This is a genomic window from Microbulbifer agarilyticus (assembly GCF_019800665.1).
Lineage (GTDB): Bacteria > Pseudomonadota > Gammaproteobacteria > Pseudomonadales > Cellvibrionaceae > Microbulbifer > Microbulbifer agarilyticus_C.
Map to the genome: position 1 here is coordinate 184,228 of NZ_JAHVKO010000004.1, position 23,241 is coordinate 207,468.

The 23,241-nt window shown below is 58.1% G+C and carries 20 protein-coding genes; 6 read left to right on the top strand and 14 right to left on the bottom strand.

What is annotated here, in order from left to right; genetic code table 11:
* Positions 1-9: 9 nt before the first annotated feature.
* Complete coding sequence (gene coxB, locus KUV22_RS10195; RefSeq protein WP_222230797.1) at positions 10-1,170, bottom strand: cytochrome c oxidase subunit II; 1,161 nt, start codon at positions 1,168-1,170, stop codon at positions 10-12.
* A 419-nt stretch (positions 1,171-1,589) separates the two neighbouring features.
* Here coxB and KUV22_RS10200 point away from each other — a divergent pair, with 419 nt between their 5' ends.
* Entirely contained in the window at positions 1,590-2,948 is a 1,359-nt protein-coding gene (locus KUV22_RS10200; RefSeq protein ID WP_261319372.1) for an MATE family efflux transporter, read from the top strand.
* Positions 2,949-3,104: 156 nt separating this feature from the next.
* Positions 3,105-3,764 carry a hypothetical protein gene (locus KUV22_RS10205; protein WP_222230799.1) on the top strand — a complete coding sequence of 220 codons (660 nt, stop codon included), beginning with the start codon at positions 3,105-3,107 and terminating at the stop codon, positions 3,762-3,764.
* A gap of 97 nt (positions 3,765-3,861) precedes the next feature.
* Here KUV22_RS10205 and KUV22_RS10210 read toward each other — a convergent pair whose 3' ends face one another.
* Genes KUV22_RS10210 through KUV22_RS10220 form a run of 3 tightly spaced genes read right to left on the bottom strand, consistent with a single transcriptional unit; the run spans position 3,862 to position 7,017 of the window.
* On the bottom strand, positions 3,862-4,668 hold the full coding sequence (locus KUV22_RS10210) for a hypothetical protein (RefSeq protein WP_222230801.1): 807 nt from the start codon (positions 4,666-4,668) through the stop codon (positions 3,862-3,864).
* Positions 4,669-4,684: 16 nt separating this feature from the next.
* Positions 4,685-4,945, bottom strand: a complete 261-nt coding sequence (locus tag KUV22_RS10215; RefSeq protein WP_261319373.1) for a YheV family putative zinc ribbon protein — start codon at positions 4,943-4,945, stop codon at positions 4,685-4,687.
* 23 nt (positions 4,946-4,968) lie between these two features.
* Positions 4,969-7,017, bottom strand: a complete 2,049-nt coding sequence (locus KUV22_RS10220; protein WP_222230802.1) for a M3 family metallopeptidase — start codon at positions 7,015-7,017, stop codon at positions 4,969-4,971.
* 132 nt (positions 7,018-7,149) lie between these two features.
* Between KUV22_RS10220 and KUV22_RS10225 the strand changes: the two genes are divergently transcribed.
* Both KUV22_RS10225 and KUV22_RS10230 read left to right on the top strand, forming a co-directional pair.
* Positions 7,150-7,689 (top strand): gamma carbonic anhydrase family protein, encoded by a 540-nt coding sequence (locus KUV22_RS10225; RefSeq protein WP_222231635.1) that lies wholly within the window; start codon positions 7,150-7,152, stop codon positions 7,687-7,689.
* 30 nt (positions 7,690-7,719) lie between these two features.
* Complete coding sequence (locus tag KUV22_RS10230; protein ID WP_222230804.1) at positions 7,720-8,559, top strand: helix-turn-helix transcriptional regulator; 840 nt, start codon at positions 7,720-7,722, stop codon at positions 8,557-8,559.
* 88 nt (positions 8,560-8,647) lie between these two features.
* Here the strand turns inward: KUV22_RS10230 and KUV22_RS10235 are convergent, their stop codons facing one another.
* The 5 genes from KUV22_RS10235 to KUV22_RS10255 all read right to left on the bottom strand — a co-directional run bounded on the left by KUV22_RS10235 (position 8,648) and on the right by KUV22_RS10255 (position 16,692).
* Positions 8,648-10,063: an NAD(P)/FAD-dependent oxidoreductase gene (locus KUV22_RS10235; RefSeq protein WP_222230806.1), complete on the bottom strand. Its 1,416-nt coding sequence runs from the start codon at positions 10,061-10,063 to the stop codon at positions 8,648-8,650.
* 38 nt (positions 10,064-10,101) lie between these two features.
* Positions 10,102-12,429 (bottom strand): TonB-dependent receptor, encoded by a 2,328-nt coding sequence (locus KUV22_RS10240; RefSeq protein WP_222230808.1) that lies wholly within the window; start codon positions 12,427-12,429, stop codon positions 10,102-10,104.
* Positions 12,430-12,624: 195 nt separating this feature from the next.
* Positions 12,625-14,028 (bottom strand): APC family permease, encoded by a 1,404-nt coding sequence (locus tag KUV22_RS10245; protein ID WP_315857534.1) that lies wholly within the window; start codon positions 14,026-14,028, stop codon positions 12,625-12,627.
* Positions 14,029-14,081: 53 nt separating this feature from the next.
* Positions 14,082-15,509: an aldehyde dehydrogenase family protein gene (locus KUV22_RS10250; protein ID WP_222230812.1), complete on the bottom strand. Its 1,428-nt coding sequence runs from the start codon at positions 15,507-15,509 to the stop codon at positions 14,082-14,084.
* A 220-nt stretch (positions 15,510-15,729) separates the two neighbouring features.
* A complete protein-coding gene (locus KUV22_RS10255) occupies positions 15,730-16,692 on the bottom strand; it encodes a LysR substrate-binding domain-containing protein (RefSeq protein WP_222230814.1) in 963 nt (320 codons plus the stop codon).
* 162 nt (positions 16,693-16,854) lie between these two features.
* Here KUV22_RS10255 and KUV22_RS10260 point away from each other — a divergent pair, with 162 nt between their 5' ends.
* Positions 16,855-18,093, top strand: coding sequence for a Zn-dependent hydrolase (locus tag KUV22_RS10260; RefSeq protein ID WP_222230817.1), 1,239 nt, complete (start codon positions 16,855-16,857; stop codon positions 18,091-18,093).
* 196 nt (positions 18,094-18,289) lie between these two features.
* Positions 18,290-19,201 (top strand): dimethylarginine dimethylaminohydrolase family protein, encoded by a 912-nt coding sequence (locus KUV22_RS10265; protein ID WP_222230819.1) that lies wholly within the window; start codon positions 18,290-18,292, stop codon positions 19,199-19,201.
* A gap of 87 nt (positions 19,202-19,288) precedes the next feature.
* Here KUV22_RS10265 and KUV22_RS10270 read toward each other — a convergent pair whose 3' ends face one another.
* From KUV22_RS10270 to aroE, 5 genes are all read right to left on the bottom strand, one after another.
* Positions 19,289-19,678 carry a c-type cytochrome gene (locus tag KUV22_RS10270; protein WP_222230821.1) on the bottom strand — a complete coding sequence of 130 codons (390 nt, stop codon included), beginning with the start codon at positions 19,676-19,678 and terminating at the stop codon, positions 19,289-19,291.
* Between the two features lie 34 nt (positions 19,679-19,712).
* Positions 19,713-20,114 carry a hypothetical protein gene (locus KUV22_RS10275; protein WP_033229933.1) on the bottom strand — a complete coding sequence of 134 codons (402 nt, stop codon included), beginning with the start codon at positions 20,112-20,114 and terminating at the stop codon, positions 19,713-19,715.
* A gap of 207 nt (positions 20,115-20,321) precedes the next feature.
* Positions 20,322-21,458, bottom strand: a complete 1,137-nt coding sequence (locus KUV22_RS10280) for a 5-(carboxyamino)imidazole ribonucleotide synthase (RefSeq protein ID WP_222230826.1) — start codon at positions 21,456-21,458, stop codon at positions 20,322-20,324.
* Between the two features lie 87 nt (positions 21,459-21,545).
* A complete protein-coding gene (gene purE, locus KUV22_RS10285; RefSeq protein WP_157520489.1) occupies positions 21,546-22,037 on the bottom strand; it encodes a 5-(carboxyamino)imidazole ribonucleotide mutase in 492 nt (163 codons plus the stop codon).
* A 344-nt stretch (positions 22,038-22,381) separates the two neighbouring features.
* Positions 22,382-23,230 (bottom strand): shikimate dehydrogenase, encoded by an 849-nt coding sequence (gene aroE, locus KUV22_RS10290; protein ID WP_222230828.1) that lies wholly within the window; start codon positions 23,228-23,230, stop codon positions 22,382-22,384.
* Between the last annotated feature and the right edge of the window lie 11 nt (positions 23,231-23,241).

A 23,241-nucleotide genomic window follows, 5' to 3' on the forward strand; every position in this document is an offset into this window, starting at 1 on the left:
GGCTCTTACTTACTTATTCTTGAAATTGAGAACGTCAATGGGCTGCACGGTGTCGCCCATATTGTTGCCGAAGGCACTGCGCTGATAGGTGATGACCGCGGCCAGATCCACTTCACTCAGCTGTGCGCCAAACGCCTGCATTGCCGGGTTGCTCGGCGAGCCATCCACGACCATGCTCATGTGGGCGTCCATCGGACCGGTGGCAATTGCAGAACCGGCAATGGCCGGGAAGGTACCGGGAATGCCCTCACCCTTGGCCTGGTGGCAGGCGACACAAGCACTTTTGTAGATCTCCTCGCCGCGGGCGTAGAGCTCGTCAAACGTGAAGGTTTTATTGGTGAGTTCTTTGATGCGCGCAGCGGCCGCCGCGCGGTCGCTCAACCAGGAATGGTATTCGTCTTCCGGCACCGCCTTGACCACAATGGGCATAAAGCCGTGGTCCTTACCGCACAGCTCCGCACACTGACCGCGGTAAATGCCGGGCTCTTCAATACGGGTCCAGGATTCATTCACAAAACCGGGAATCGCATCTTTCTTCACTGCCAGATCGGGCACCCACCACGCGTGGATTACGTCATTCGCCGTAATCAGGAAGCGGATTTTCTTATTGATTGGCACTACCAGCGGCTCATCCACCTCGAGCAGGTAATTGGCTGCCTTTGGCTGCTGGTTATTGATTTGCGATTGCGGGGTGGAGAGATTGGAGAAGAACGAAACATCGGAACCCATGTAGTCGTATTTCCACTTCCACTGGTAGCCGGTGATCATGATGTCCAGATCGGCTTCCTTGGTGTCGTAGATATCGTAGAGGGTTTTGGTGGCGGGAATCGCCATGCCGATGAGGATCAGGGTGGGGACGATTGTCCAGGCCAGCTCCACCAATGTGCTCTCGTGAAACTGTGCGGCCTCGTACCCCTTGCTCTTGCGGTGACGCCACATGCTGTAAAACATCACACCGAATACCACCACGCCGATCGCCACACAGATCCAGAAGATCAGCATGTGCAAATCGTAAGTGGTACGGGATACTTCGGTTACCCCTTGGGTCATATTGACCCCCCAGCGTGCCGCACCCTCCTCCGCATTCTGCGCAGTTTCCTGTGCAAGAACACCGGGTGCAATCGTCGCTAGGGTCAGGAAGGCGAACAGCCGTTTTATGCCCATCAACATCGCCTGCAGATCTCCATGTTTGTTATTCTCGCGAGTCGCTCACGGCGGTCGCACGGCAACGAATCCGGCGCACGAGCAAATACCCGAGCGAGATCGCGGCGCGAAAAACCACAAATAAGCAAAACCCGTAAACAGCGGCTGGCTGTTCGGAGGACTGGAGTCTGCCCCGACCACGAGATCGGGAACACATCCACACATTAAGAATGTGGACACGCTGTAGTAAACCAAGACTACATACACTGTTCGCACACCGGGCGATGACCTCGACTGCGCGATACTGCCGTCAGTGCAACTTGTTATTTTTACTTCAGATGTCGTCGCCCGGAAGGTACAACCAACAACCTGTGTCTTTTTGTCGCATCTAGCGTGTTCAACAGAAACACATCGCCAGAAGAAAGTCAATTAAACCGCCAACTTACATGAAAAATTCATCGGCGCAGACGAGCGTTACCAGGCGCCGCCAACAGGCCCCTTACCTGCGGGTCTGGCACCTCGCCTGGCCCATGATCTTGAGCAACATTACGGTGCCATTGTTGGGTGCTGTGGATACGGCTGTGCTCGGTCACCTGCCCAGCCCGGAATACCTTTCCGGGGTCGCCATCGGCGCCAGCGTGATTTCCATGTTGCTGTGGGCATTCGGCTTTTTGCGTATGGGCACCACCAGCCTGGTGGCGCGCTCCAGTGACAGCGGGGCGTCGTGGCTACTGCGCGCGCTGGGACTGGCGTTTGTGCTCGGCATCCTGCTGTTGCTACTGGCCTCGCCGCTGCTGCCACTGGTGACCCAATGGATGAATGCGAGTGCCGAGGCAACACCGCACGCACGGGACTACCTGCAAATCCGTTTACTCAGCGCCCCCATTGCGCTTGCCAACTTTGCCCTGCTGGGATTTTTTATTGGCCGTCAGGATAGCCGCGCGCCACTGGCGATTCTGGTCACCGCCAACCTGCTGAACATTGTGCTGGACCTGGTATTGATTCTCGGCCTCGGCATGGGCGCCCGCGGCGCGGCCTGGGCATCGGTGTGTGCGGATCTGTGCAGCTTCGGCATGGGCTGGTGGCTGCTGCATTTGCGGCATCGCGACACGCCCCGGGAAATGGCGCAGGTATTGCGCAATACAGCCTTCTGGCCGTGGCAAAACATTGCGCCGTGGTTGGAATTATTGCGGATTAACAGCGACCTGTTCGTACGTACCTGCCTGTTGTTATTTACCCTGACATTTTTCACCGCACAGGGTGCGGCGCAAGGGGATACGGTACTTGCAGCCAACGCGATCCTGCTGCAGCTACTAATGATGACTTCCTACGCGCTGGACGGATTCGCCCACGCCACCGAATCCCTAGTGGGGCAGTCCGTAGCCAGGAAATCGATGGCCCAGTTCCGCCGCACCAATCGCGCGGCAGGCGGCCTGGCGCTGGTTACCGCCGTTGTGATTACCGCGATACTTGTGAGCGGAAAATTCTGGATACTGCCGCTTTTTACCAATATCCCCGAAGTGCTGTCGGCAGCAAACGCATACTACCCGTGGCTGTGTGCACTGCCACTGGTGGCCGTGTGGAGCTATCAACTGGACGGGGTTTTCATCGGCGCAGGCAAGAGTCGGCAGATGCGTGACACCATGTTCATCGCTACCGTAATTGTTTTTCTGCCATGCTGGTGGCTTACACGCCAGCTGGATAACACTGGCATCTGGTTCAGCCTTTTTTTGTGGTTTGTCGCACGCTCTATCGGATTGATGGTCTACTTTTATAACTACACTAAAAAGAATTATTGGCTGTAATTGGAGCTACGGTACGGATTCCTCATCCTTCGTTAGGCAGTCTTGTTGCGCACATTTTGTTTGCTCTATTTCTGGAGCAGTTCTGGACCTAAAAGTCCCGGGGAAATAGGCGAACAATGAAACGAGGACGCGGTTTCACCGTTTTCGTTTCGACGTATGTCTGACCATTATGAACTGATCCAGCAGTGCATTGAGCGTGCCGTTACCGCAGAGCAGGCCCGAAGCCGCTTTCGCCACTCGCTGCACAAAACTCTGCGCAACCTGCATCGCAGTATCCACTTGCCCGAGCGAGACGCACCACTCCACCTCACCTGTTTTGTGATCCGCTATATCCAGGTTATTCCTGCCTGGCTAAAGCGTCTGGAAGCGCTGTGTGATGCCGGCGGCATGGACTTCCATCCGGTGCAGGAGCTGATTGCGCACAGTTTTAGTGAAATTCCCGAACGACAGCCTGAACAGCATGGGCTCGGCTCTATTCTCGACGAGGCGTATCTGGCACATCGCATCATGGAAGAGATCAACGATGTGTTGCAGCCGGTATGCGGCACGCCGCTACTGCCGATGGATCCGATGGTGGCCAATCTGGTGGTACGTGAGTTGCTGGGGGAGAGTCTGGCGTGCCAGCTGGATGGACTCGCCGATATTTTGTTACAGCGCTTCGAGCCAGCGGAGCTCGACCCGGAACATCTGATATCGATGATTTTGTATAAGCAGCGCTTCGACGATGTGCCCGGTCAATGGCCGGATTTCGCCCAGCACATGCAAATAGAATTGCGTGGCCCGTCAATTAATCGCCAGGTGGATTTATCCCACTAGTTTTCCCGGTGTGCCGCTTCGCATAGCGCGATCGCGCAGCCGCGGGATCTATACCACCTCACGTCCAAGGTTTCTCGGCCTGTCGCAGTGATACCTATCACTGCACAACAATTTGCCGCCAGTTGGCAAAAAAATCTGCCTCGCCATGCATCAGTGAACGATTCAGGTCGTCCGCCTTGCGGTGCAGGGTTTTATTGTAAAAAAACAGGCTACCGCCGCGCAGCGTAAACCCTCTGGTATTGTCGGTGAGCAATTGATAAAAGGCTTCCTGGCGCTCCAGATACTGTAAAACACGGCGTTTACTGAAACGTCCCTTGTGATATTTCTGGAAAATAAACTCGCGCAACTGCTGGTCGGCAAGGGCGCGTGCTTCGGGCGACATGCGACTGACATCCAGCCAGTGTTTTACATCCACTTCCAATTCCTGCATGTACTGATCCGCTGCCTCGGCGGCGGTCCTACTGCGGTAAATCGCTTTTTTGCGCCGTTCCTGAAAAGGCGCACTCTTGGCGGTATCCAGCTCCCAGATATCTTTTTTTGCCATATCCGCCAGCGGGCGGAAAATAGTTTTATGTTGTCGATTACTGTTTTCCGTCAATCGATCACACACATCAAGCGCAGCCTGCCAGTCAGCGAAGGGCTTGCCGACAAGGATGGCATCCGGCAGCGCCTGTGTCTGTTGTTTTAAGCGGCGGGTCTCGACATCCAGCAGCTTGGGCTGTTTTGCCCAGTCATTGCTCTGCAGTACAAACAACGACAACAGCCCCTGATTCACACAGCGGGTAATCAGGTGCGCGGTCATTTCCTGCTGCTGTTCGCGCACCTGGCGCTGATGGTCGAGCCAGTACAGGCTCGCGACAACGAGGGTAATCGCCACGGCGATCAAGGAAAGGAGCTTTTTCAAGTGGAAATCGTTTTGGTTATTTTTTTTCAGACGGCGGCAACAAAATCTTCACCGCAGTTTCTTCCACTTCCCTGTCTTCGGTTTGGTTGACCCGGGTGTCCAATTCCCGGACCGAGGCCTGCAGTCGAATTTCATCTTTAAAACCGCAGGCCACACATTCACGATAATTCTTGTCGCCCAATTTGTAATTCACAATCTTGTCCATTTCACTACAGCGTGGACAGACAGCGCCGGCAATAAACCGGCGTTTGATGGGCTTGTTAGTTTCGTCGCTCAAGGGATACCTCTATTACTATCGGGTTATTCTATACCCGAGTGACGCAATAATGCGTCTATTTTCGGCGCTCGGCCACGAAACGCCACAAAAATTTCCTGTGCATCGCGGCTGCCCCCCTGCTCCAGCACCGTGGTCAGGAATTTTTCGCCGGTCTCCGGATCGAAAATACCCTTCTCTTCAAACAGCGAGAATGCATCGGCACTGAGCACTTCCGCCCATTTGTAACTGTAATAACCCGCCGCATAACCGCCGGCAAAAATATGGCTGAAGCTGTTCTGGAAACGGTTTTCCGGAGAGACCGGCACCACTGATACCTGTGCGCGTACCTCATTGATCAAGCGCTGGATTTCCTCCGCATTGGCCCCTTCCGGGCGTGAGTGCAACAGAAAATCGAACAACGCAAACTCCAGCTGGCGCACGGTAAACATCGCGGACTGGAAGTTCTTCGCGGCCAGCATTTTATCCAGTAACGCCTGCGGTAGCGGCTCACCGGTCTCATGGTGGCCGGAGATCATCGCCAGCGCCTCCGGTTCCCAACACCAGTTCTCAAGAAACTGGCTGGGCAACTCCACTGCATCCCAGGCCACACCATTGATTCCGGAAACCGCGGCCACATCCACGCGCGTCAGCATATGGTGCAGGCCGTGGCCAAACTCGTGGAACAGGGTGGTGACTTCGTAGTGGGTCAGCAGTGCGGGTGCGTCCTGCGACGGCGAAGAGAAATTACACACCAGATAAGCCACCGGCAACTGCAGGCCGGCAATCGTCTGGCGGCGCACGCGCGCATCGTCCATCCAGGCCCCACCGCGTTTTTTCTCGCGCGCATAAGGGTCGAGATAGAAGCCGGCAATGGGTTCGCCACCGCGCTTCACCCAGTAAAACTGCACGTCCGGGTGATAGGTGGGGATACTGTCATCACGTTCGGCGACGACACCGAACAGCTTTTCCACCACCGCAAACATACCGGCGAGCACTTTGGGATAGGGAAAGTACGGGCGCAAATCTTCCTGGCTGACGGCGTAGCGGGATTGCTTGAGTTTCTCCGCAGCCCAGGCCACATCCCAGGGGTGCAGCGTATCGAGTCCCAGCTCGCTGGTGGCAAACGCCTGCAGCTCGGCAAATTCTTTCACCGCGGCGGGCTTGGCGCGTTTGGCCAAGTCGCGCAGGAAGGTTTCCACCTCCTCGGTGGAGCCGGCCATCTTGCTTGCCAGCGAGCGCTCGGCGTAATTTTGCATGCCCAGCAGGTGCGCCTGTTCCGCGCGCAACGCGAGAATCTCTGCCATCACATTGGCGTTATCGAATTCGCCCGCATTGGGACCGACATCGGACGCGCGGGTAATAAACGCGAAGTGCACGCGATGGCGCAGGTCGCGATTTCCCGCGTGGGTCATCACCGCCAGGAAACAGGGACCGTCCAGGGTGAGCAACCAGCCCGACTGGTTTTTCGATTCCGCCAAGGTCTTGGCCTGCGCCAGTGCGGAATCCGGGATACCTGCCAGTTCGGACGCCTCGGTGATATTCAGGGTCCACGCATTGGTGGCATCCAGCACGTTGTTGGCGAAGGTGCTCTTCAGTTCCGCGAGGCGCTTGCTGATCGCGGCGTAGCGCGTGCGTTTTTCGCCCTCGAGACTCACGCCGCCCAGATGCATATCGCGCAAACCGTGGCGCACTGCCTGCTGGCGGGCCTGCGGCCAGCTGGCAAAGTCTTCCGCTTTGGCCAGCGCGCGGTAGGCGGCATACAGTTCGGGGTTCTGACCCAGCTCGGTCCAGTACTCGGTTACCTTGGCCAGGCACTCTTCATAAGGTTGACGCCAGTCGCCGCTCAACACACTGTTCAGGTGCGATACCGGCGAAAAGGCCTTGCTCAGCTGGTCCTGAACCTCCTCCAGTGGTGCCATGGTGGCGTCCCAGGTAGGGCTATCTCCGGCACTTTCCAGGCAGGATCGCAGCTGTTCGCGGCACTTGACGATCAGCGTGCTGACGGCAGGCTCCGCGTGCAGGGGCTTTACCGTGTCGAACGGCGGCAGTACCGGTGCACCCAGCAACGGGTTGTCGAGGGAAGTGTCTGGCATCGGAATTCCTTGTCGATGGGCGGCCATCACAGGGGCGATGAACGCGGGGACGGGTTAACATATGCCCCCTATTCTAGTGGATTGCCCAAGCGGAGGTCAGCCTTGCCCAAACCGGATTTACCCCATGCTTCCATGCACGAACACCTGCGCGAACACCGCGGCCATAGCCCGAACCTAGGCGAGCGCGTGTTTATCGATCCGCAGAGCTGTGTGATCGGAGATGTGACGCTGGGCGACGACAGTTCCGTGTGGCCCATGGCGGTGGTGCGCGGCGACATGCACAGGGTGCGCATTGGCGCCCGCACCAGCGTGCAGGATGGCTCGGTGCTGCACATCACCCACGCCAGTGACTTCAACGAGGGCGGCTGGCCGCTTACCATCGGTGACGATGTCACCATCGGCCACAAGGCCTGCCTGCATGGCTGCACCGTCGGTAGCCGTGTGTTGATTGGCATTGGTGCCATCGTACTGGATGGCGCGGTGATTGAAGACGAAGTGGTGCTGGCGGCGGGCGCGCTGGTGCCGCCGGGAAAACGCCTGGAAAGTGGCTACCTGTATGTGGGCTCCCCGGCCAAACAGGCACGCCCCTTGTCAGAAAAAGAAAAAAGCTTCTTTGCCTACACTGCTGGCAACTACGTGAAGTTGAAAGATGAATATCTGGCCAAAGACTAAACCGGCACTTCGGCCCGGCAGGTGTGCTGCATGAGTGTTACCCCGGATTTATTCCACTGGCATCAGTGCGTCAGTAACCTGCTGGATTGCGAATCGGATTCGCAACGGGTGTATGAACTGCTGCGCGGCGCGGAACAGCTGGTGCACGGTAACAGCAGTATGGCGATCCTGTACCCCTCGGGCAGCGCGCCGGAAATTGTCCATCACCGCTTGCTCGCCAACGAACAGCCCAGCACCCAGGTGGATCGCTATGTAGAGGGCGCTTACCTGTTCGATCCGTTCTATCGCGCGGCGGTGGATGAAGAAAAACAGGGGCTTTTTTTCCTGCGCGAAGTTGCGCCCGATGCATTTTCGCATACGGAATATTTTCGCAAGTACTATCGTGAAGCCAATCTCGGGGACGAAGCCTGTTATCTGGTACGCGGCCGCGATGGCACCATCGCCAGCCTGTCGATTGGCCGCGCGCGCGATCTGGGTAACGGTCGTTTCTCTAATCAGGAAATGGCGGTACTGCGCTCTTTGACGCCGCTGGTAGAAAATATTCTCAGGAAATGGATGACCAGCCATGAGGCTGCGGAAACGGGTAAAGAAAGTTTCGGCACGCGTTTGGATAGCGCGCTGGAAAACTTCGGCAGTTCGCGCCTGACCAACCGCGAGTGCGAAGTGCTGCACCTGACCATGCGCGGACATTCCATCAAGTCGATGGCGGAGAAGCTGGATGCCAGTGTCGATACGGTAAAAACCCACCGCAAAAACATCTATGCCAAGCTCGATGTCACCTCGCAGTCAGAGCTGTTTTATCTGTTTATCAGTGCGTTGCGCCACCATTCCAGCGGCGATCCAGATCCGCTGACCAGCCTGGAAAAATAACCGCCATAAAAAAACCGCACCTGACCAGGTCGCGACATAAATCGCGACGTGGCGGTGCGGAAACGATTTCACACTCGGAAACACAAACTTACTTTTGCGTGATGGGGAATCCCATTTTTTCCACCATGCGCACCCAGGGAATACGCCAGCCACCCTTTTCGTCCAGGGTATCCAGCGCATACATGGTGATCTTGGCACCAATCCAGCGGAAGGGCTCCGGCGGAATAAATGCCGGTTGCGTGCGCGCAAACTGCAAATTGCGCTCTGGCACCTTCTTGTCGTCCAGCATCGCCAGCGCCACCCGCGCGCCGAAGCGCGTTGCGGTCACACCGAAACCGGAATAGCCACCGGCGTAAAGCATTTTTCCACCGTGATACGACTGGTAGTGCACCGCCATACGCGTGGTGAGTGCAATCGGCCCACTCCACGCGTGGCTGAAACGAATGCCGCGCAGGGTTGGAAAGGTGCGGTAAAAGTTATCCACAAGGCGCAGATACGGATCCGCCTTTTTATCTTCTGCGGGATCGGTATTGTTGCCAAAGAAGTAATCCAGACGCCCACCAAACAAAATACGGTTATCGGCAGTAAGGCGCATGTAGTTCAGCTGGGTGCGGGTATCGTAGATACCCTGGCGATTTTGCCAGCCAATCGATGCCATCTGCTCTGCGTTAAGCGGCTCGGTGACAACAATACGATCACGGATTGCCGCTACGCGGTTGCGAATTTTGCGGTTGCCCGCTGCAAACGCATTGGTTGCCAGCAAGACCTTATTTGCCTGTACCTGGCCCTGCGGTGTCTTTACCAGCACACCCTGTTTGTTCTGCTGGTTACTCACCATGGGCGTGTTTTCGTAAATCTGCACACCCAGCTCAGCGGCGACACGTTTCAGTCCCCAGGCGAGTTTCGCCGGGTGCACGGTGCCGCTGCGCTGTTTGGACCAGAGCCCGCCATTGAACAACGGCGAGTTCACTTCCTGCTGTACCGCATCGCGATCCAGCAGGTGTGCGTCGTGCCCGTAGTGACGGTAGAGCTTGTACTCTTTTTCGATATCTTCATGGCCTTCGTCACCGATCGCCACGGTCAGTTCGCCGCCCCATTCCAGATCGCAATCGATACCGTAGCGCTCGATGGTTTCGCGGAAACCGTCGAGATTGTCCTTACCCAGCTGCTCCAGGGTTTCCATATCTTCCGGAAACAATCGCTGGGCATTGGCCAGGCCGTGCATCACCGAAGTGGACAGAATCGCCGCCGGTCGGCCGGAGGCACCGATGGCAATACTGTTGGCTTCGATCAGCACCACGTCGCGTTCGGGGTTTGCCTCTTTTGCCTGTACCGCAGCCCACAAACCGGTAAAGCCGCCACCAACGATCAGCAGATCGCAGTTCAGCGCGCGCTGCAGCGCCGGTTCATCAGCCGGTCGCTGCGGCGCGTCGAGCCAGTAGGGAAAAAAGGTTGTGCCCTGTAACGCTTCCAGAGCATCCGCTCTGGCTTGTTCATCACACATAATTATCTCTCATCAACCAATCTATCGCCGGTCTGTAATTAGAAGAAGTTGTAGCGAACCGATACCCCGAAGGTGGTCGGTGCCTGGCGATAGTAGGAGCGCCCCGCGAAGCTGGAGAACGCATAGGTTTCAGCACTGCTGTCTTCGATGTTTTTGATCCAGCCACTCACTTGCCAGCGCTCATCCCCATCACTCAGGGTCGCTTCTGCATCCCAGGAATGTACTGGGCCGGACAGCGCATTGGCGTCTGCGAGCTGAGCGGTCATTTCATCGCTGTAGGTGTAGCTGGTTTGCAGGCGCAGGTTGTACTCAGCCAGCGGCAGGTCGTAGGCGAGCAAACTGTTGTAGCTCCACTCCGGCGCCTGGGACAGCGATGCACCCGCGGGCAGCGGTGCTGCCAGTGCATCCACAAACAGCTGATCCACGCCGTCCGCAGCGTCGTTCACCGAAGGATCGGCAGAGATACCGCGCATGCCCGCAGTGGTCGGCGCACGGGTCACTTCGCTGTCGAGGAAGGCAACACCAGCCATAACGGTCAGGTTGTCGGTAGGCAGCCAGTGCAGGTCCAGTTCAAAACCGTTGGTCTTGGATTCCGGCACATTCACCAGGGTGGTATCGGCCACCGGGAATTCGAGGAAATTACTGAAGTCATCAACGATGATGGTGACCAGTGACTGACGGTCGGTGTAGTCGAGGCTGAACAGGGCACCGTTCAACTGCAGCGAGGCATCGAACAGGGTGGCCTTAAAGCCCGCTTCGTAGGACAGCACCTTTTCCGGTTTCACGTACGCCCAGCTGATGTCGTCGAGAATCGCCGCGCCGTAGTAAGCGCCGGCCTTGTAGCTGTTAGCCACATTGGCGTAGAGCAGGAAGTCGTCGTTTACCTGCCAGTCCAGTCCCAGTTTGCCGGTTACGGCATTTTCACTGGTGCTGTCGTCGAGTTCGGCAATGGTGTCGTTGAAGGAATAGATATCGTCGTGATTGGTAGAAATACCATCGAAGGTGCGGTCATCGGCACTGTAGCGCACACCGGCGATCAGGTTCAGCGAATCGGTCAGCATGGTTTCGGTGTGCAGGTAAGTCCCCCAGGACTTGGTAACCTGTTCGTATTGCGCGGTGAGCAAATCCCAACCCTGCACGCTCACATCCGCGGGATCGAGCACAAAGGTACTGGCGACGGAGTCGGTCACGAAGAACGAATCGTCAAATACGTCGTGCACCTTTACGGTGTCTTCGGAAATATTCACACCGGCCACCCAGGTAACGCGGCCATCACCGTTGCTCACCAGCCGGAATTCCTGCGACCACTGGTTCATTTCGTTGTCCTGGTACAGATCCAGAATGGCCGCGGAGGAGCCGCCGTAGTTGTCTACCACATTGCGGTCGTAGGCATCGAACGCGGTAATAGAAACCACATCCAGGGTTTCGAAGCCGTAGCTCAAGTTAAGGGAGGCACCGTAGCCGGATTCGTCGCGGGCAACTTTCAGATCGCCAACGTTGACGAGAGTCGGGTCATCACTGCTGTTCAGCACATCGAACGACGGGTCGCCGAAGGCTTCGCCGAGGCCACTGACCTGCGGAGATACCGGCGTGGATTTGTCATTGCTGAAATAGACCTTGGCCAGGGCTTCACCGTTATCTGCAAACGGGAACAGGATCTGGCCGCGCCCCGCGGAGCGATCCACGCCGCCGAACTCCCGTCCGGTCTGCGCGTCTTCCTGCCAGCCATCGGCCTTGGACATATTCAGGCTCAAGCGGCCGAGGACTTCGCCGTTGATAGCGCCGCTCACCACACCAGTCAGCTCGTGGGAGCCGTAATTGCCGATACCCGCATCCACAAATGCTTCAAATTCGTCGCTGGGCTTGGCACTGATAAAGTTAATCGCACCGCCGGTGGTGTTTTTACCGTACAGAGTACCCTGCGGGCCTTTCAGTACTTCAACGCGTTCGATATCGAACAGCTGGCCGCCGAGGAAGGATGGATTGCTGGCAAATACTTCATCGGTGTAGATGCCTACACCGCTGCTGTTGTTGGGGCTGAAATCATCGAGGCCGATGCCGCGAATCGCAAACACCGGGGTGCCGCCAGAGGTGGAGTTCACGGTCACCAGACCCGGTGTATGCGCACCGAGATCCACCGCACTGTCGATACCCAGGCTCTGCATCATTTCGCCGCTGAACGCGTTGGCAGATACACCAATGTCATTTACCGACTGTTCGCGCTTTTGCGCGGTCACGGCAACTTCTTCGATCTGGTTGGCAAACGCGCTGGTGGTCACACCCAGCGTCGAAAGAAATGCGCCGGTGATGGCGACCGCAAGTGTGTTTTTCGCAAAACGTCGGCTGGAACGGTTCGACATTTCCATGACGATCTCCCCTTCAAAAAATTATCGGTTTTATGTTGAGAGAGACTATAAAAACCGAACAACTATTCGGCTATCACCCCAACGGGTGAGGTGTGCGTGGGATCGTCGGGGAAGGCACAACAAACACAAAAACCCGCAAAAAGCGGGTTTTTGTGCCGCATCTTGCGGCTAATTTTGTAGCGAAGCGTTTGCGGGCTAGAGCATTGCGCGCATTGCCGGGGTCACCGGCGGCTGACCGCGGCCCTGTTTTTCCGCCCACAAGATCGCCAGTTCACCGAGCAGCAGGGTCACGAAGGAACCAATCAGCACCGGCCATTGCACACCCTCACCGGGAGTGTAAATAAACAGGAAGATACTGCCGGCAAGGATCGCCACGCAGAACAGGGTCAGCGCACGCACGAACAGGCGGTTGCCCGGCACACGGAAAGGACGTTCGCGCTCACCATCTACGCGGCGCATTTTCAAAAACGCCAGGAACATACCCACGTAGGGCAGCAGGAAAATGACCCCGCTAAATGCGAACAACGACCAGAACAGGTCCTCGTTCGAGTCCACCAGAAAACCGTACAGCACCAGGATCACGGTGCTCATAACGCCCATCAGAATTGCAGCGCCCACCGGCGTGTTGCGGGTGACACTTTTGATCGCAAAGGCACGTGGCAATTCGCCTTCTTCCGCGGCCTCGGCAGCCGCGCGGTTGCCACCGATGGCCCAGGTAACGCCATTGGAGAAAAAGGTATACAGCGCGGCAATACCCAGTGCCATCACCAGCGCATCACCAAACGGCAGCGGCGCAAAGAACAGGCGCAGGGTGTCCACCAGACCCTCGACCAGGTCGATATCCTGTGCGGGAATCGCCGCGAGGATTGCCATGGTACCGAGCGTGTACAGCGCAAGAATAATGGCACCGGAAATCAGGATGGAGCGCGGCACATCGCGTTTCGGGCTGCGCATTTCATCACTACTGGCGCTGATCAATTCAAAACCGAGCATGCCGTAGATAATCGCGGGAATGTATTGCAGGCTGTCGCTCAGATTGGGCTTGATACTCTCGAGCGTAATCGGGTTGGCGAGCCCGTTTTCCGCCGCATAAAACCCGGCGCCGACAATGATCGCAACAAAGATCAGTATTTTAAAAATCGCACCGATGTTCGGTACCCACTTGCCCACGTTCAGGGTGACCACGTTGGCGGCGACGGCGATCCAGGTCAACACTACGCCCAGTACAATCTGTGCGGTGACCGTCATATCCGGCCAGAACAATTGTTTGGCTACACCGGCAAATAGAATAAAGATCGCCGGCATCCAGATCGCCACATTGACCCAGTAGCTCCAGCTCACCCGCGACGCCCAGCGGCCGCCAAAGGCATCCCGTACCCAGGCGTAAATACCGCCTTTCTCCGGATAGGCACAGCCAAGCTCGGCAGATACCAGTGCAAAGGGTACAAAGAAAAACAAACCCAGGAACAGCCACCAGAAAATACTCGAGGTACCGATGGCGGCGGTGGCGGCGAGGGTGTCCACCAGCAAAATGGCGGACACGGTAAACAGGATCATGTCCCGTTTGCCAAGATTCTTTTTGACGGCTACTTCTGTCACGGAGATTCTCCCGCGTGTTTTATGTTGTTGTTCAGTGTTTGCCGGAGTGTGCCTTAGCTTGCAGGCGCACCCAGTTGTGCGGATTTGATTTCGGTAAACTCTTCTACTCCATGGTGGGAGAACTCGCGACCATTACCACTTTGTTTGAAGCCACCAAACGGTGCCCGGTAATTAAACTCACCGCCATTAACAAAGCACAGCCCCGCGCGAATGCGTCGCGCGATGGCCAGCGCAGCGGTGTTGTCTTTCGCGAACACACCGGAAGACAAGCCGTAAGGCGTATCGTTGGCGATGGCCACCGCCTGATTCAGGTCATCGTAGGCAATGATGCACAGTACCGGACCGAAAATTTCCTCGCGTGCGATGCGCATGTCATTGGTCACACCGGCAAACACGGTTGGCCGCGCAAAATAGCCTTGCTCCAACCCTTGCGGTTTGCCGAGGCCGCCGCACACCAGTGTTGCGCCCTCGTTAATGCCAATCTGGATATAGTCCTGAACCTGCTGCCACTGGCGCCGGGAGGAAACCGGGCCCATAAACGCAGACTCACCCATACCCACTTCGATCTCGGCGACGCGCGTGCGCACAATGTCCAGCGCCTCGTCGATACGACTCCGCGGCACCAGCATGCGCGTAAGTGCGGTGCAGGTCTGACCACTGTTGATCATCACGTCGTCAACGCCGTAACGCACCGCCGCGGTTAAGTCACAGTCCGCGGTGATGATATAGGGGGATTTGCCACCCAGCTCCTGAGTGACGCGCTTGACCGTCGGCGCACAGGCCTTGGCAATTTCGATGCCGGCGCGGGTGGAGCCGGTAAACGACATCATGTCTACCAGCGGGTGTTCGCACAGGGCGCGACCTACCTCTATGCCGCGTCCCGGCACCAGATTGAATACGCCCGCCGGTAGGCCGGCTTCGTGGAAAATTTCCGCCATCAGGTAATCCTGTAGCGGTGTCTGTTCGGAGGGTTTGACCACCATGGTGCAACCTGCAGCGAGCGCTGCGCCCACCTTGCCAACAAACTGGTGCAAAGGGTAATTCCACGGATTGATAAACCCGCACACGCCAACGGCTTCACGCCATACCAGCGAGTGGCCGAGTTCTTCGGTTTCTTCGGTAATTCCGACCTGATCGGCGAACAGGCGCATGGCCTCGATGGGCCCCTCCACCTGCAACCAGCCAGCAATGTGCTGGGGGCAGCCCATGCTGGCGGATACCGCCGCAATCAGCTCCTGCTCCCGCGCCTGCATCAGGTCAGCCGCACGCAGCAACAGCGCGCGGCGCTCCGCGGATGGGGTATTGGCCCAGGTATCAAATGCACGGGATGCGGCCTGCACCGCACGATCAACATCGTCGGCACTGCCGGCAGGAACACGGGTAATAACAGATTCGGTTGCGGGATTGATCACTTCCAGCCAGTCGTCGGAAGTCGATTCCACCCAGTTGCCATCGATGTAGAGCTTATTGTGGTGTTGCATCGTTTTCGGCTCAGTTGCTGCGGCTGCGCGTCGCTTACAGCTATTGAAGCAGCAAGCGAGAGCATCTAAGTCCGCGAGGCGGACAAACTGCGCAATTGTTCATCTTATTTGAAGGATTATTCAGTATGCGCCAAGGGCAAGCGGGCCTGTATCACCTGAACAGGTGATACGAAGTCTCGGGTGAAACGGAGAGAAAAGACCGAAATATGCCGGTTAGCAATCAGCTATCTGCATCCTTGGCCGTGGGCGACAGCGCCTGCTGCAGGGCTTGTGCCTGGGTAGCCAGCGCCGCACCGCGCGTCTCCAGCCACTTGAACACGCTCTCGAGCACCAGGCGCGCGCGGTCATGCATGGCGCCGTGGTGGTCGCTCACCAGATACAGAAACTGGCCGATGGTATAGGGGCGCTCGATCACCGTCGCCAGGCGCCCGCTGCTGAGGTCTTCGCTCACCTCCAATCGATCCGCCAGCGCCACACCCATACCCAGGCGCGCCGCTTCGATGGCCTGATAGGCATAATCCACAGTGACGCCCTGGATCGCCGGCGCATACTCGACACCCTGCGCAGTAAACCAACCGCGCCATTGCTGCTGGCGGTCGTGCATCAGTGGCAGCCTTAGTAGATCCGCCGGGCGCAGGACACGGCCATGCGCCTGCAGCAGCTGCGGACTCGCCACCGGCAAGTAGTGTTCCTGATACAGCGGCGTAACCTGGCGCCCCGGCGCATCCGGCTCACCCAGGCAGATGGCAATATCCGCCTCTTCATCGAGCCTTGCCGCGCGCGGCTCAATGGTCGTCAGGCGCAGACGGATCTCGGGATAGCGCTGCTGCACCTCGGCGAGAATCCGCAACAGCCAGCGCGAGGCGATAGTAGCGGTGGCGGCAATCACCACCTCGCCGGCAAGGTTGGCTGGGTCCAGGGTCAGCAAGCCCTGCTCCAGACGCCCGAACGCATCGGAGACCGAGCGGTGCAGGCGCTTGCCCGCCGCGGTCAGGGACAGGCGATTGCCGCTGCGCAGAAATAGCGGCGTGCCCAGCCGCTCCTCCAGCTCGCGGATCTGCCGACTGAGCGCCGGGTGCGACACGTGCAACTCCTCCGCCGCACGCCGCAAATGACAGTGGCGGCCCACCGCGTAGAAACTGCGCAATGACGTCAGCGACAGGTTTCTCAGCTCTGCTGCCATGGTTTTCCTCGGAAATACCCCCGCCCTTGGGGTTTGCTTAGGTTTGGTGCTAAAAAGATACCAAAGTGGCAATTAATAGTTAATTGTGTTCACAAAAACAAACCATAGACTTGTGCTAAACCCTATACACCTTCCCAAACAATAAACGTGCGGATCGACCCCATGACTGACACCAGCCAAGTGCGCATCAACGGCCAGCGCCTGTGGGACTCCCTGATGGAGATGGCGCAGATCGGCGCCACCGACAAAGGCGGCTGCAACCGCCAGGCCCTTACCGACCTCGACAAACAGGGTCGCGACCTCTTCGTAAAATGGTGTGAAGACGCCGGCTGTTCCGTCTCCGTGGACGAAATGGGCAACATCTTCGCGCGCCGCCCGGGCAACAACCCGGAACTACCTGCGGTGCTCACCGGCTCCCACCTGGACACACAGCCCACCGGTGGCAAGTTCGATGGTGTCTACGGCGTGCTCGCCGGCCTGGAAGTGGTGCGCGCGCTCAACGACGCCGGCATCGAAACCGAAGCACCGCTGGAAGTCGCCGTATGGACCAATGAAGAAGGCGCTCGCTTCTCCCCCGCCATGATCGGCTCTGGCGTGTGGGCCGGCGAATTTGACCTCGACTACGCCTACGCCCGCGCCGACAAAGAAGGTAAAACCTTTGGCGACGAACTCGCGCGCATCGGCTACAAGGGCGAAGTCCCCGCCAAGCCGCGCCCACTGGCCGCCGCCTTTGAAGTACACATCGAGCAGGGCCCGATTCTGGAAGCCGAACAAAAACAGATCGGCGTATTGAGCGGCGTGCAGGGCATGAACTGGTACGACCTCACCCTGATCGGCCAGCCCTGCCACGCCGGCCCCAGCCCCATGGAAATCCGTCGCGACCCGTTTATGGGCCTGCACAAGATCCTCGACCAGCTGTACAAACTCGCCGCAGAGCACGGCCCCTGGGCCCGCGCCACCTTTGGTGATATCCGCGTCGAGCCCGGCAGCCGCAACACCGTGCCGGAGAAGCTCGTTCTCGCCGTCGACCTGCGCCACCCGAACCAGCAAGTGCTCGATTCCATGGACCAGCGCTTCCGCGAAATCGCCGCCACCGTCGCCGAGGAAACCGGACTGGAACACGATATCCGCGACGAATGGCGCTCCCCCGCCGTCGCCTTCGACAAGAACTGTGTCGAAGCCGTGCGCGCATCCGTCGCCGACCTCGGCTACAGCAACAAAGAGATGGTTTCCGGTGCCGGTCACGACTCCGTGTACATCTCCCGCGTGGCACCCACCAGCATGATCTTTGTGCCCTGCGAAAAAGGCTTGAGCCACAACGAAGCGGAGAATGCGGAGCCGAAGGATCTGGAAGCGGGCGCGAATGTACTGCTGCACGCAATGCTGAAGATGGCCGGTTAATCGAACACTGAAAACTAAGAATTGAAGGCGTCGCTGGCGATGACCCTTTGCGCGACCGTCTGCGGCCAGGACGGCCGCAGACGAGCCCCCAGGGATGGGTTTACGGCGTGTCGCGCAAAGGGTCACCGGCAGTGGCGACGCCACAAAACTAGCCGAGTGATTCCTCGAACCTCGAACGAACACGAGAGTTAACGAAATGACAGAATTTACCTACAAACACCGCAAAGACAACGGCAACACCGAGGCCCTCAAACGCTGGGGCATCGACTCCGAGTACGGCGTGCTGACCGACCTGCTGGTGGGCCCCATCGACCACTACACCTGGCAGATGGGCAACGCCGCCTCCCGCCGCTCCGTGCGCCTCGGCCGCGAATTCGATGCCACCGTCGCCAAGCGCCAGCACCAGGAAATGCTCGACGCCTACAAACAGGCCGGTGTTAACACCCACCTGCTGCCCGCAGACGGCAACCTCCCCTACCAACTGTATGCCCGCGACAGCAGCGTCATGACCCCATGGGGCCCGATCGTTACCCAGATGTATTCCCCGTGGCGCCGCGGCGAATGGGTCGACGTCGTGAAGACCTACCAGAAGCTCGACATCCCCATTTACGACATCATCACCGCCGGCAGCCTCGAGGGCGGCGATTTTATGGTGCTGGAGCCAGGTGTCATCCTGTGTGGCTACAGTGGCGAGCGCACCTCACCCCAGGGTTTCAACCAGATGAAAAGCTGGATCGAAAGAGAAGGCTGGGAAGTAAAAGGCTACCAGTTCGACCCCTACTTCCTGCATCTGGACGTGCTGGTTGCCGCACTTGCGGAAAAACTGGTCGCGGTATGTGTGGACGCGGTAGAGCCGGAACTGGTGCAGTGGTTCAAGGACCGCAACTTTGAAATTATCGACATCTCCTACCCGCAGGTAATGGAGCTTGGCGTCAACGTGGTAGCGCTCGGCAACGACCGCGTAATGCTGCCCGCCGACAATACCGAACTGAAAGAAAAATGCCGTGCCCACGGCCTGCAGGTGATCGACCCGGATATCTCCATGATTACCGCCGGCGGCGGTGGCGTGCACTGCATGTGTCAGCCTCTGGCGAGAAAGCCCGCCTAAGCAGGCTTGCACAAAAAAGGTCGGCCATAGGCCGACCTTTTTTATTGCAGGGAAATTTCCCGTTCCATACCAAGGCTCGCAACCGATTCAGCGCGCCGCCTTAACTTCCTCTTCACTCACCACTATTACCTCATCGCCCCAGGTATTGGTGATAAACGCGATGATTGCCGAGATTTCGCGGTCCGTCAGAAACTCCAGTGGCGGCATCAAATCCTCTTCGCCGCCATTGCGACGCGGTGCCGAGCGCCCGTGTAACACGGTTTCAATCAACAGCGGTTTATTTGCCAACAATGCGGGATTGCGCAGAGATGGGTACAACGCCTCCTCGCCATAGCCGTCAACCTTATGGCACTTTTTGCAATTATCGGCAAAGGTAAGCGCACCCAGTCCAATCAGGTCTCGGGTCTCCTGCTCTGAAGCGACGGATCCCAGCGAGAGAGTCGCAAACAGTATGCCGATGGATAATGTGCGTTTCATACGATCTGCCCTATTGCCAATTAATTGTGTGAGGTTATTTTCCCTGTGCGCGCAGCCATCCGGAGCCGGCGATACCGCCCGCGGCACAGGCCAGGATGATCACCAGTGGCGTCAGCGTACCCAACGCCAGTGCACCCACACCCAGTCCGCGCATGGGCAGCAATACCAGCAGCAGAATGCCCGCAGGTATCAGGGATAGCAGAAATCCACGGGTAATCCAGCTTTTGCGCCACGGCAGCATGAAAATCAATCCACAGATACCCCCCCAGACAACGCGCTGGTAAAGGTAAGCATTGGACAGATGCGGCGCGATATCCACAGACAGCGCCCGGGTAATCCCGTAGTGCCCCAGCGCCCACAAGCCCAGCGCATAGCACAGGCCCGCTACACCGCCGGCGGCAAAACAGATGGAAAGGTTTTTGATAAATTCTCGCACGACCAGATCCCCCAACTTCTTCTTATTCCCGCGTGCAGACTGTGCGGGTGAATAGAGGGAGTATGCCAGAACTGGGGGAAAAGAATCGAAACGGGTTGGAAGTTTCGCAGCCGCGAGGGCGAGCGTTCTGGGACAGGGTGAAGAGGGGCGAGGTATAGAAGAGCGGGGTAAAAAGGTGGCGGTAGAATACCGCCACCGGGGAATAACCTACGCGGGGCGCTTGCTCGGCCCGTACAGTTCTTCCAGCATGCTGTCGATACGTGCAGCCAGGGCGTCCTGGGTGTCGTCCAGCAAAATCACATGGCCCATCTTGCGGCCCGGGCGCAGCTCCTTGCCGTAAGACCAGACACCTTCGTTCTGCAACGCCGGCTCCTTATCCACACCCAGCATATTGATCATGACTGCCACGCGGTCACAGCCGGTTTCGCCCAGCGGCATGCCGAGAATTGCGCGCACATGGTTGGCGAACTGGCTGGTTTTGGCGCCGGCCAAAGTCCAATGGCCGCTGTTGTGGACACGCGGTGCCAGCTCGTTGATCAGCAGGCCATCGTCACTGACGAAACACTCCATCGCCAGCACACCGACATAGTCCCAGGCGTTCATCAACGTGGACAGGTATTCTTCCGCGGTGGTTTGCAGCTTCTCATCCACATGCGGCGCCGGTGCGGTGGATACCAGCAGGGTGCCGTTGTAGTGATCGTTCTCGGCCAGCGGATAGGTGACTACTTTGCCATCGGCGGTACGCGCACCGATCAGGGAAACCTCGCGGGAAAAGTTGATGCCCTTTTCCACCACATATTCCTGCGCCGGTACCTGGTCGGCGATTGCGGCAAGGTCTGCGTCGCTGTTCACACGCCACTGGTTTTTACCGTCATAACCGTGTTCACAGCTTTTGATAAAGGACGGGTAACCCAGTTCTTTGACCGCCGCACAGATTTCATCGTAGTTGTTGGCCGGGCGGAAAGGCGCCACTGGCAGGCCGGCATCGTTGATCGCGGTTTTTTCGCGCACGCGGTGCTGGGTCTTTTCGAAGGCATCCGGACGCGGGTACACCGGGCAGAATTTTTCCAGCGCGCGCAGCAGGCCAACGTCCACACTTTCGCGCTCGGCGGTAATCACCTCGGGGCTGCCCATCGCCTTGTACAGTTCTTCGATGTCAGCGCCTTCGCTGGCGTGCACGATGGTACCGAGCCCTTCCACACAGGTCGTGTTTTCACCACCCTCGGCCAGGAAGCTGAACTCGATTCCCAGCGGGCGGGCTTCCTGGGCCATCATCTGCGCCAATTGGCCGCAGCCGACAATACCGACACGACGCTGTGCAGATTGCTCTTGGCTGGATGTCATTTCCGCGATACCTCGTAAACCTTCAGTGCTTGTCGCACTATTCAAAAATCTAGCTGGTCAACAAATCGAATGAATCGGTAAACCGGTTTATTCAACTTCAAACGGCACACCGGCACTCTGCTTTTCACGCCAGGCGATCAGGCGCTGCTGCAGCTCCGGGTCGGTCAGCGACAGCATCTGCGCAGCCATCAGGCCAGCGTTGTAGGCGCCGGACGCGCCCACTGCCTGGGTGGCCACGGCCACGCCCTTGGGCATCTGCACGATAGACAGCAGGCTATCCATACCGGTCATAAACTTGCTCGCCACCGGCACGCCGATCACCGGCAGCGGGGTCATGGCCGCGATCATTCCCGGCAGGTGCGCAGAGCCGCCGGCACCGGCGATGATCACCTGGGTACCGCGCTCATGCGCGGTGGAGGCGAACTCCACCATACGCTGCGGCGTGCGGTGGGCAGAAACCACTGCCGTGGCAAAAGGTACACCCAGCTCGGTGAGCGGCTTGGTGGCCATTTCCATGGTCGGCCAGTCGGACTGCGAGCCCATCACAATAGTGACTTTTTCAAACGGCAGCTGATTCACGGGGATAACTCCAGTGTTCGCGGGCACCACAGCACTGTTGTTCACTGGCGGTACCGGGGAAAAACAGGGTCTTGCTGGTCACGCTTTCGAGAGTGCGCCCACCCGACCCGAAAATTTTAGGGGCGAGAGGATAGCAAAAATTGGCCGCAAAAGTACGCTATACGGCGTTTTCCCACGGGTTTCATCGCGGTATCGGCGCTATCTAGCCGGAAATGATGGCTTTTCGGGCTCCTGTGTTCGCGCTTGCACCACCGGAACCCTAAAAGATAGTGTGGCGAGACGGTCACAACACCTATAGGTGGCCGCCTGGATGGAGTGATATGTGGCTGCGGAAAGGTCCGACCTCAGCCCGCCTCTCCCGCTTCCGCATTGCGTTTTTTGCGCAGGGCTTCGCGCAACATCGCCTGCACCGGCGCCTCGGACGGGCGCACGCCCCGCCACAGGTGGAATGCCTCGGCCGCCTGGCCCACCAGCATGCCCAGGCCATCCGCGGTACGGGCGCCCAGCGGTTCCGCCCAGCGCATAAACGGCGTAGGTTCGGCACCGTACACCATGTCGTAGACACAGCAGTCCGGGCCCACCACCGATGCGTCGATGTGCGGGCGCTCACCGCTTAGCCCTGCCGCACTGGCATTGATGATCAGGTCAAAGCCCGCGGGAATATCTTCCAGACCTCCGGCAGTCACGCTGCCGAAACGCTGAAAATCCTCCGCCAAATGGTGCGCCTTGGAGGCGGTGCGATTGGCAATATGCAATCGCGCGGGCTGCTCGTTAAGCAGGGGCAACAGCGTTCCGCGGGTAGCACCACCGGCACCCAGCACCAGCAGTTTTTTGCCGCGAATCTGCCAACCGAGGTTGTCACGAATATCCGATACCAGACCGGGGCCGTCGGTATTGTCGCCCAGCAAACGGCCATCTTCCTGCAGTGCCAGGGTATTTACCGCACCTGCACTGCGCGCGCGTTCGGTCAGGGCGTCGGCGTACTCAAATGCGTCCAGCTTGAAGGGGGCGGTGACATTCAGCCCGCGGGCGCCGGCGGCAAAAAATTCGTCCACCACCGGTTTGAACTCATCAACTTCGGCAAACAGTTTGCCGTACTCGAGATCCTGATTGGTTTCCGTGGCAAAGGCGCTGTGAATCACCGGCGACATGGACTGCTTGATGGGGTTTCCGATGACCGCGTATTTATCCATAAATAACCTGA

Bases quoted from the DNA above. Each gene is read 5' to 3' on its own strand.
- coxB (WP_222230797.1), bottom strand. From the start codon at position 1,170: ATGTTGATGGGCATAAAACGGCTGTTCGCCTTCCTGACCCTAGCGACG.
- KUV22_RS10200 (WP_261319372.1), top strand. From the start codon at position 1,590: ATGAAAAATTCATCGGCGCAGACGAGCGTTACCAGGCGCCGCCAACAG.
- KUV22_RS10205 (WP_222230799.1), top strand. From the start codon at position 3,105: ATGTCTGACCATTATGAACTGATCCAGCAGTGCATTGAGCGTGCCGTT.
- KUV22_RS10220 (WP_222230802.1), bottom strand. From the start codon at position 7,017: ATGCCAGACACTTCCCTCGACAACCCGTTGCTGGGTGCACCGGTACTG.
- KUV22_RS10225 (WP_222231635.1), top strand. From the start codon at position 7,150: ATGCACGAACACCTGCGCGAACACCGCGGCCATAGCCCGAACCTAGGC.
- KUV22_RS10230 (WP_222230804.1), top strand. From the start codon at position 7,720: ATGAGTGTTACCCCGGATTTATTCCACTGGCATCAGTGCGTCAGTAAC.
- KUV22_RS10235 (WP_222230806.1), bottom strand. From the start codon at position 10,063: ATGTGTGATGAACAAGCCAGAGCGGATGCTCTGGAAGCGTTACAGGGC.
- KUV22_RS10240 (WP_222230808.1), bottom strand. From the start codon at position 12,429: ATGGAAATGTCGAACCGTTCCAGCCGACGTTTTGCGAAAAACACACTT.
- KUV22_RS10250 (WP_222230812.1), bottom strand. From the start codon at position 15,509: ATGCAACACCACAATAAGCTCTACATCGATGGCAACTGGGTGGAATCG.
- KUV22_RS10255 (WP_222230814.1), bottom strand. From the start codon at position 16,692: ATGGCAGCAGAGCTGAGAAACCTGTCGCTGACGTCATTGCGCAGTTTC.
- KUV22_RS10260 (WP_222230817.1), top strand. From the start codon at position 16,855: ATGACTGACACCAGCCAAGTGCGCATCAACGGCCAGCGCCTGTGGGAC.
- KUV22_RS10265 (WP_222230819.1), top strand. From the start codon at position 18,290: ATGACAGAATTTACCTACAAACACCGCAAAGACAACGGCAACACCGAG.
- KUV22_RS10270 (WP_222230821.1), bottom strand. From the start codon at position 19,678: ATGAAACGCACATTATCCATCGGCATACTGTTTGCGACTCTCTCGCTG.
- KUV22_RS10280 (WP_222230826.1), bottom strand. From the start codon at position 21,458: ATGACATCCAGCCAAGAGCAATCTGCACAGCGTCGTGTCGGTATTGTC.
- aroE (WP_222230828.1), bottom strand. From the start codon at position 23,230: ATGGATAAATACGCGGTCATCGGAAACCCCATCAAGCAGTCCATGTCG.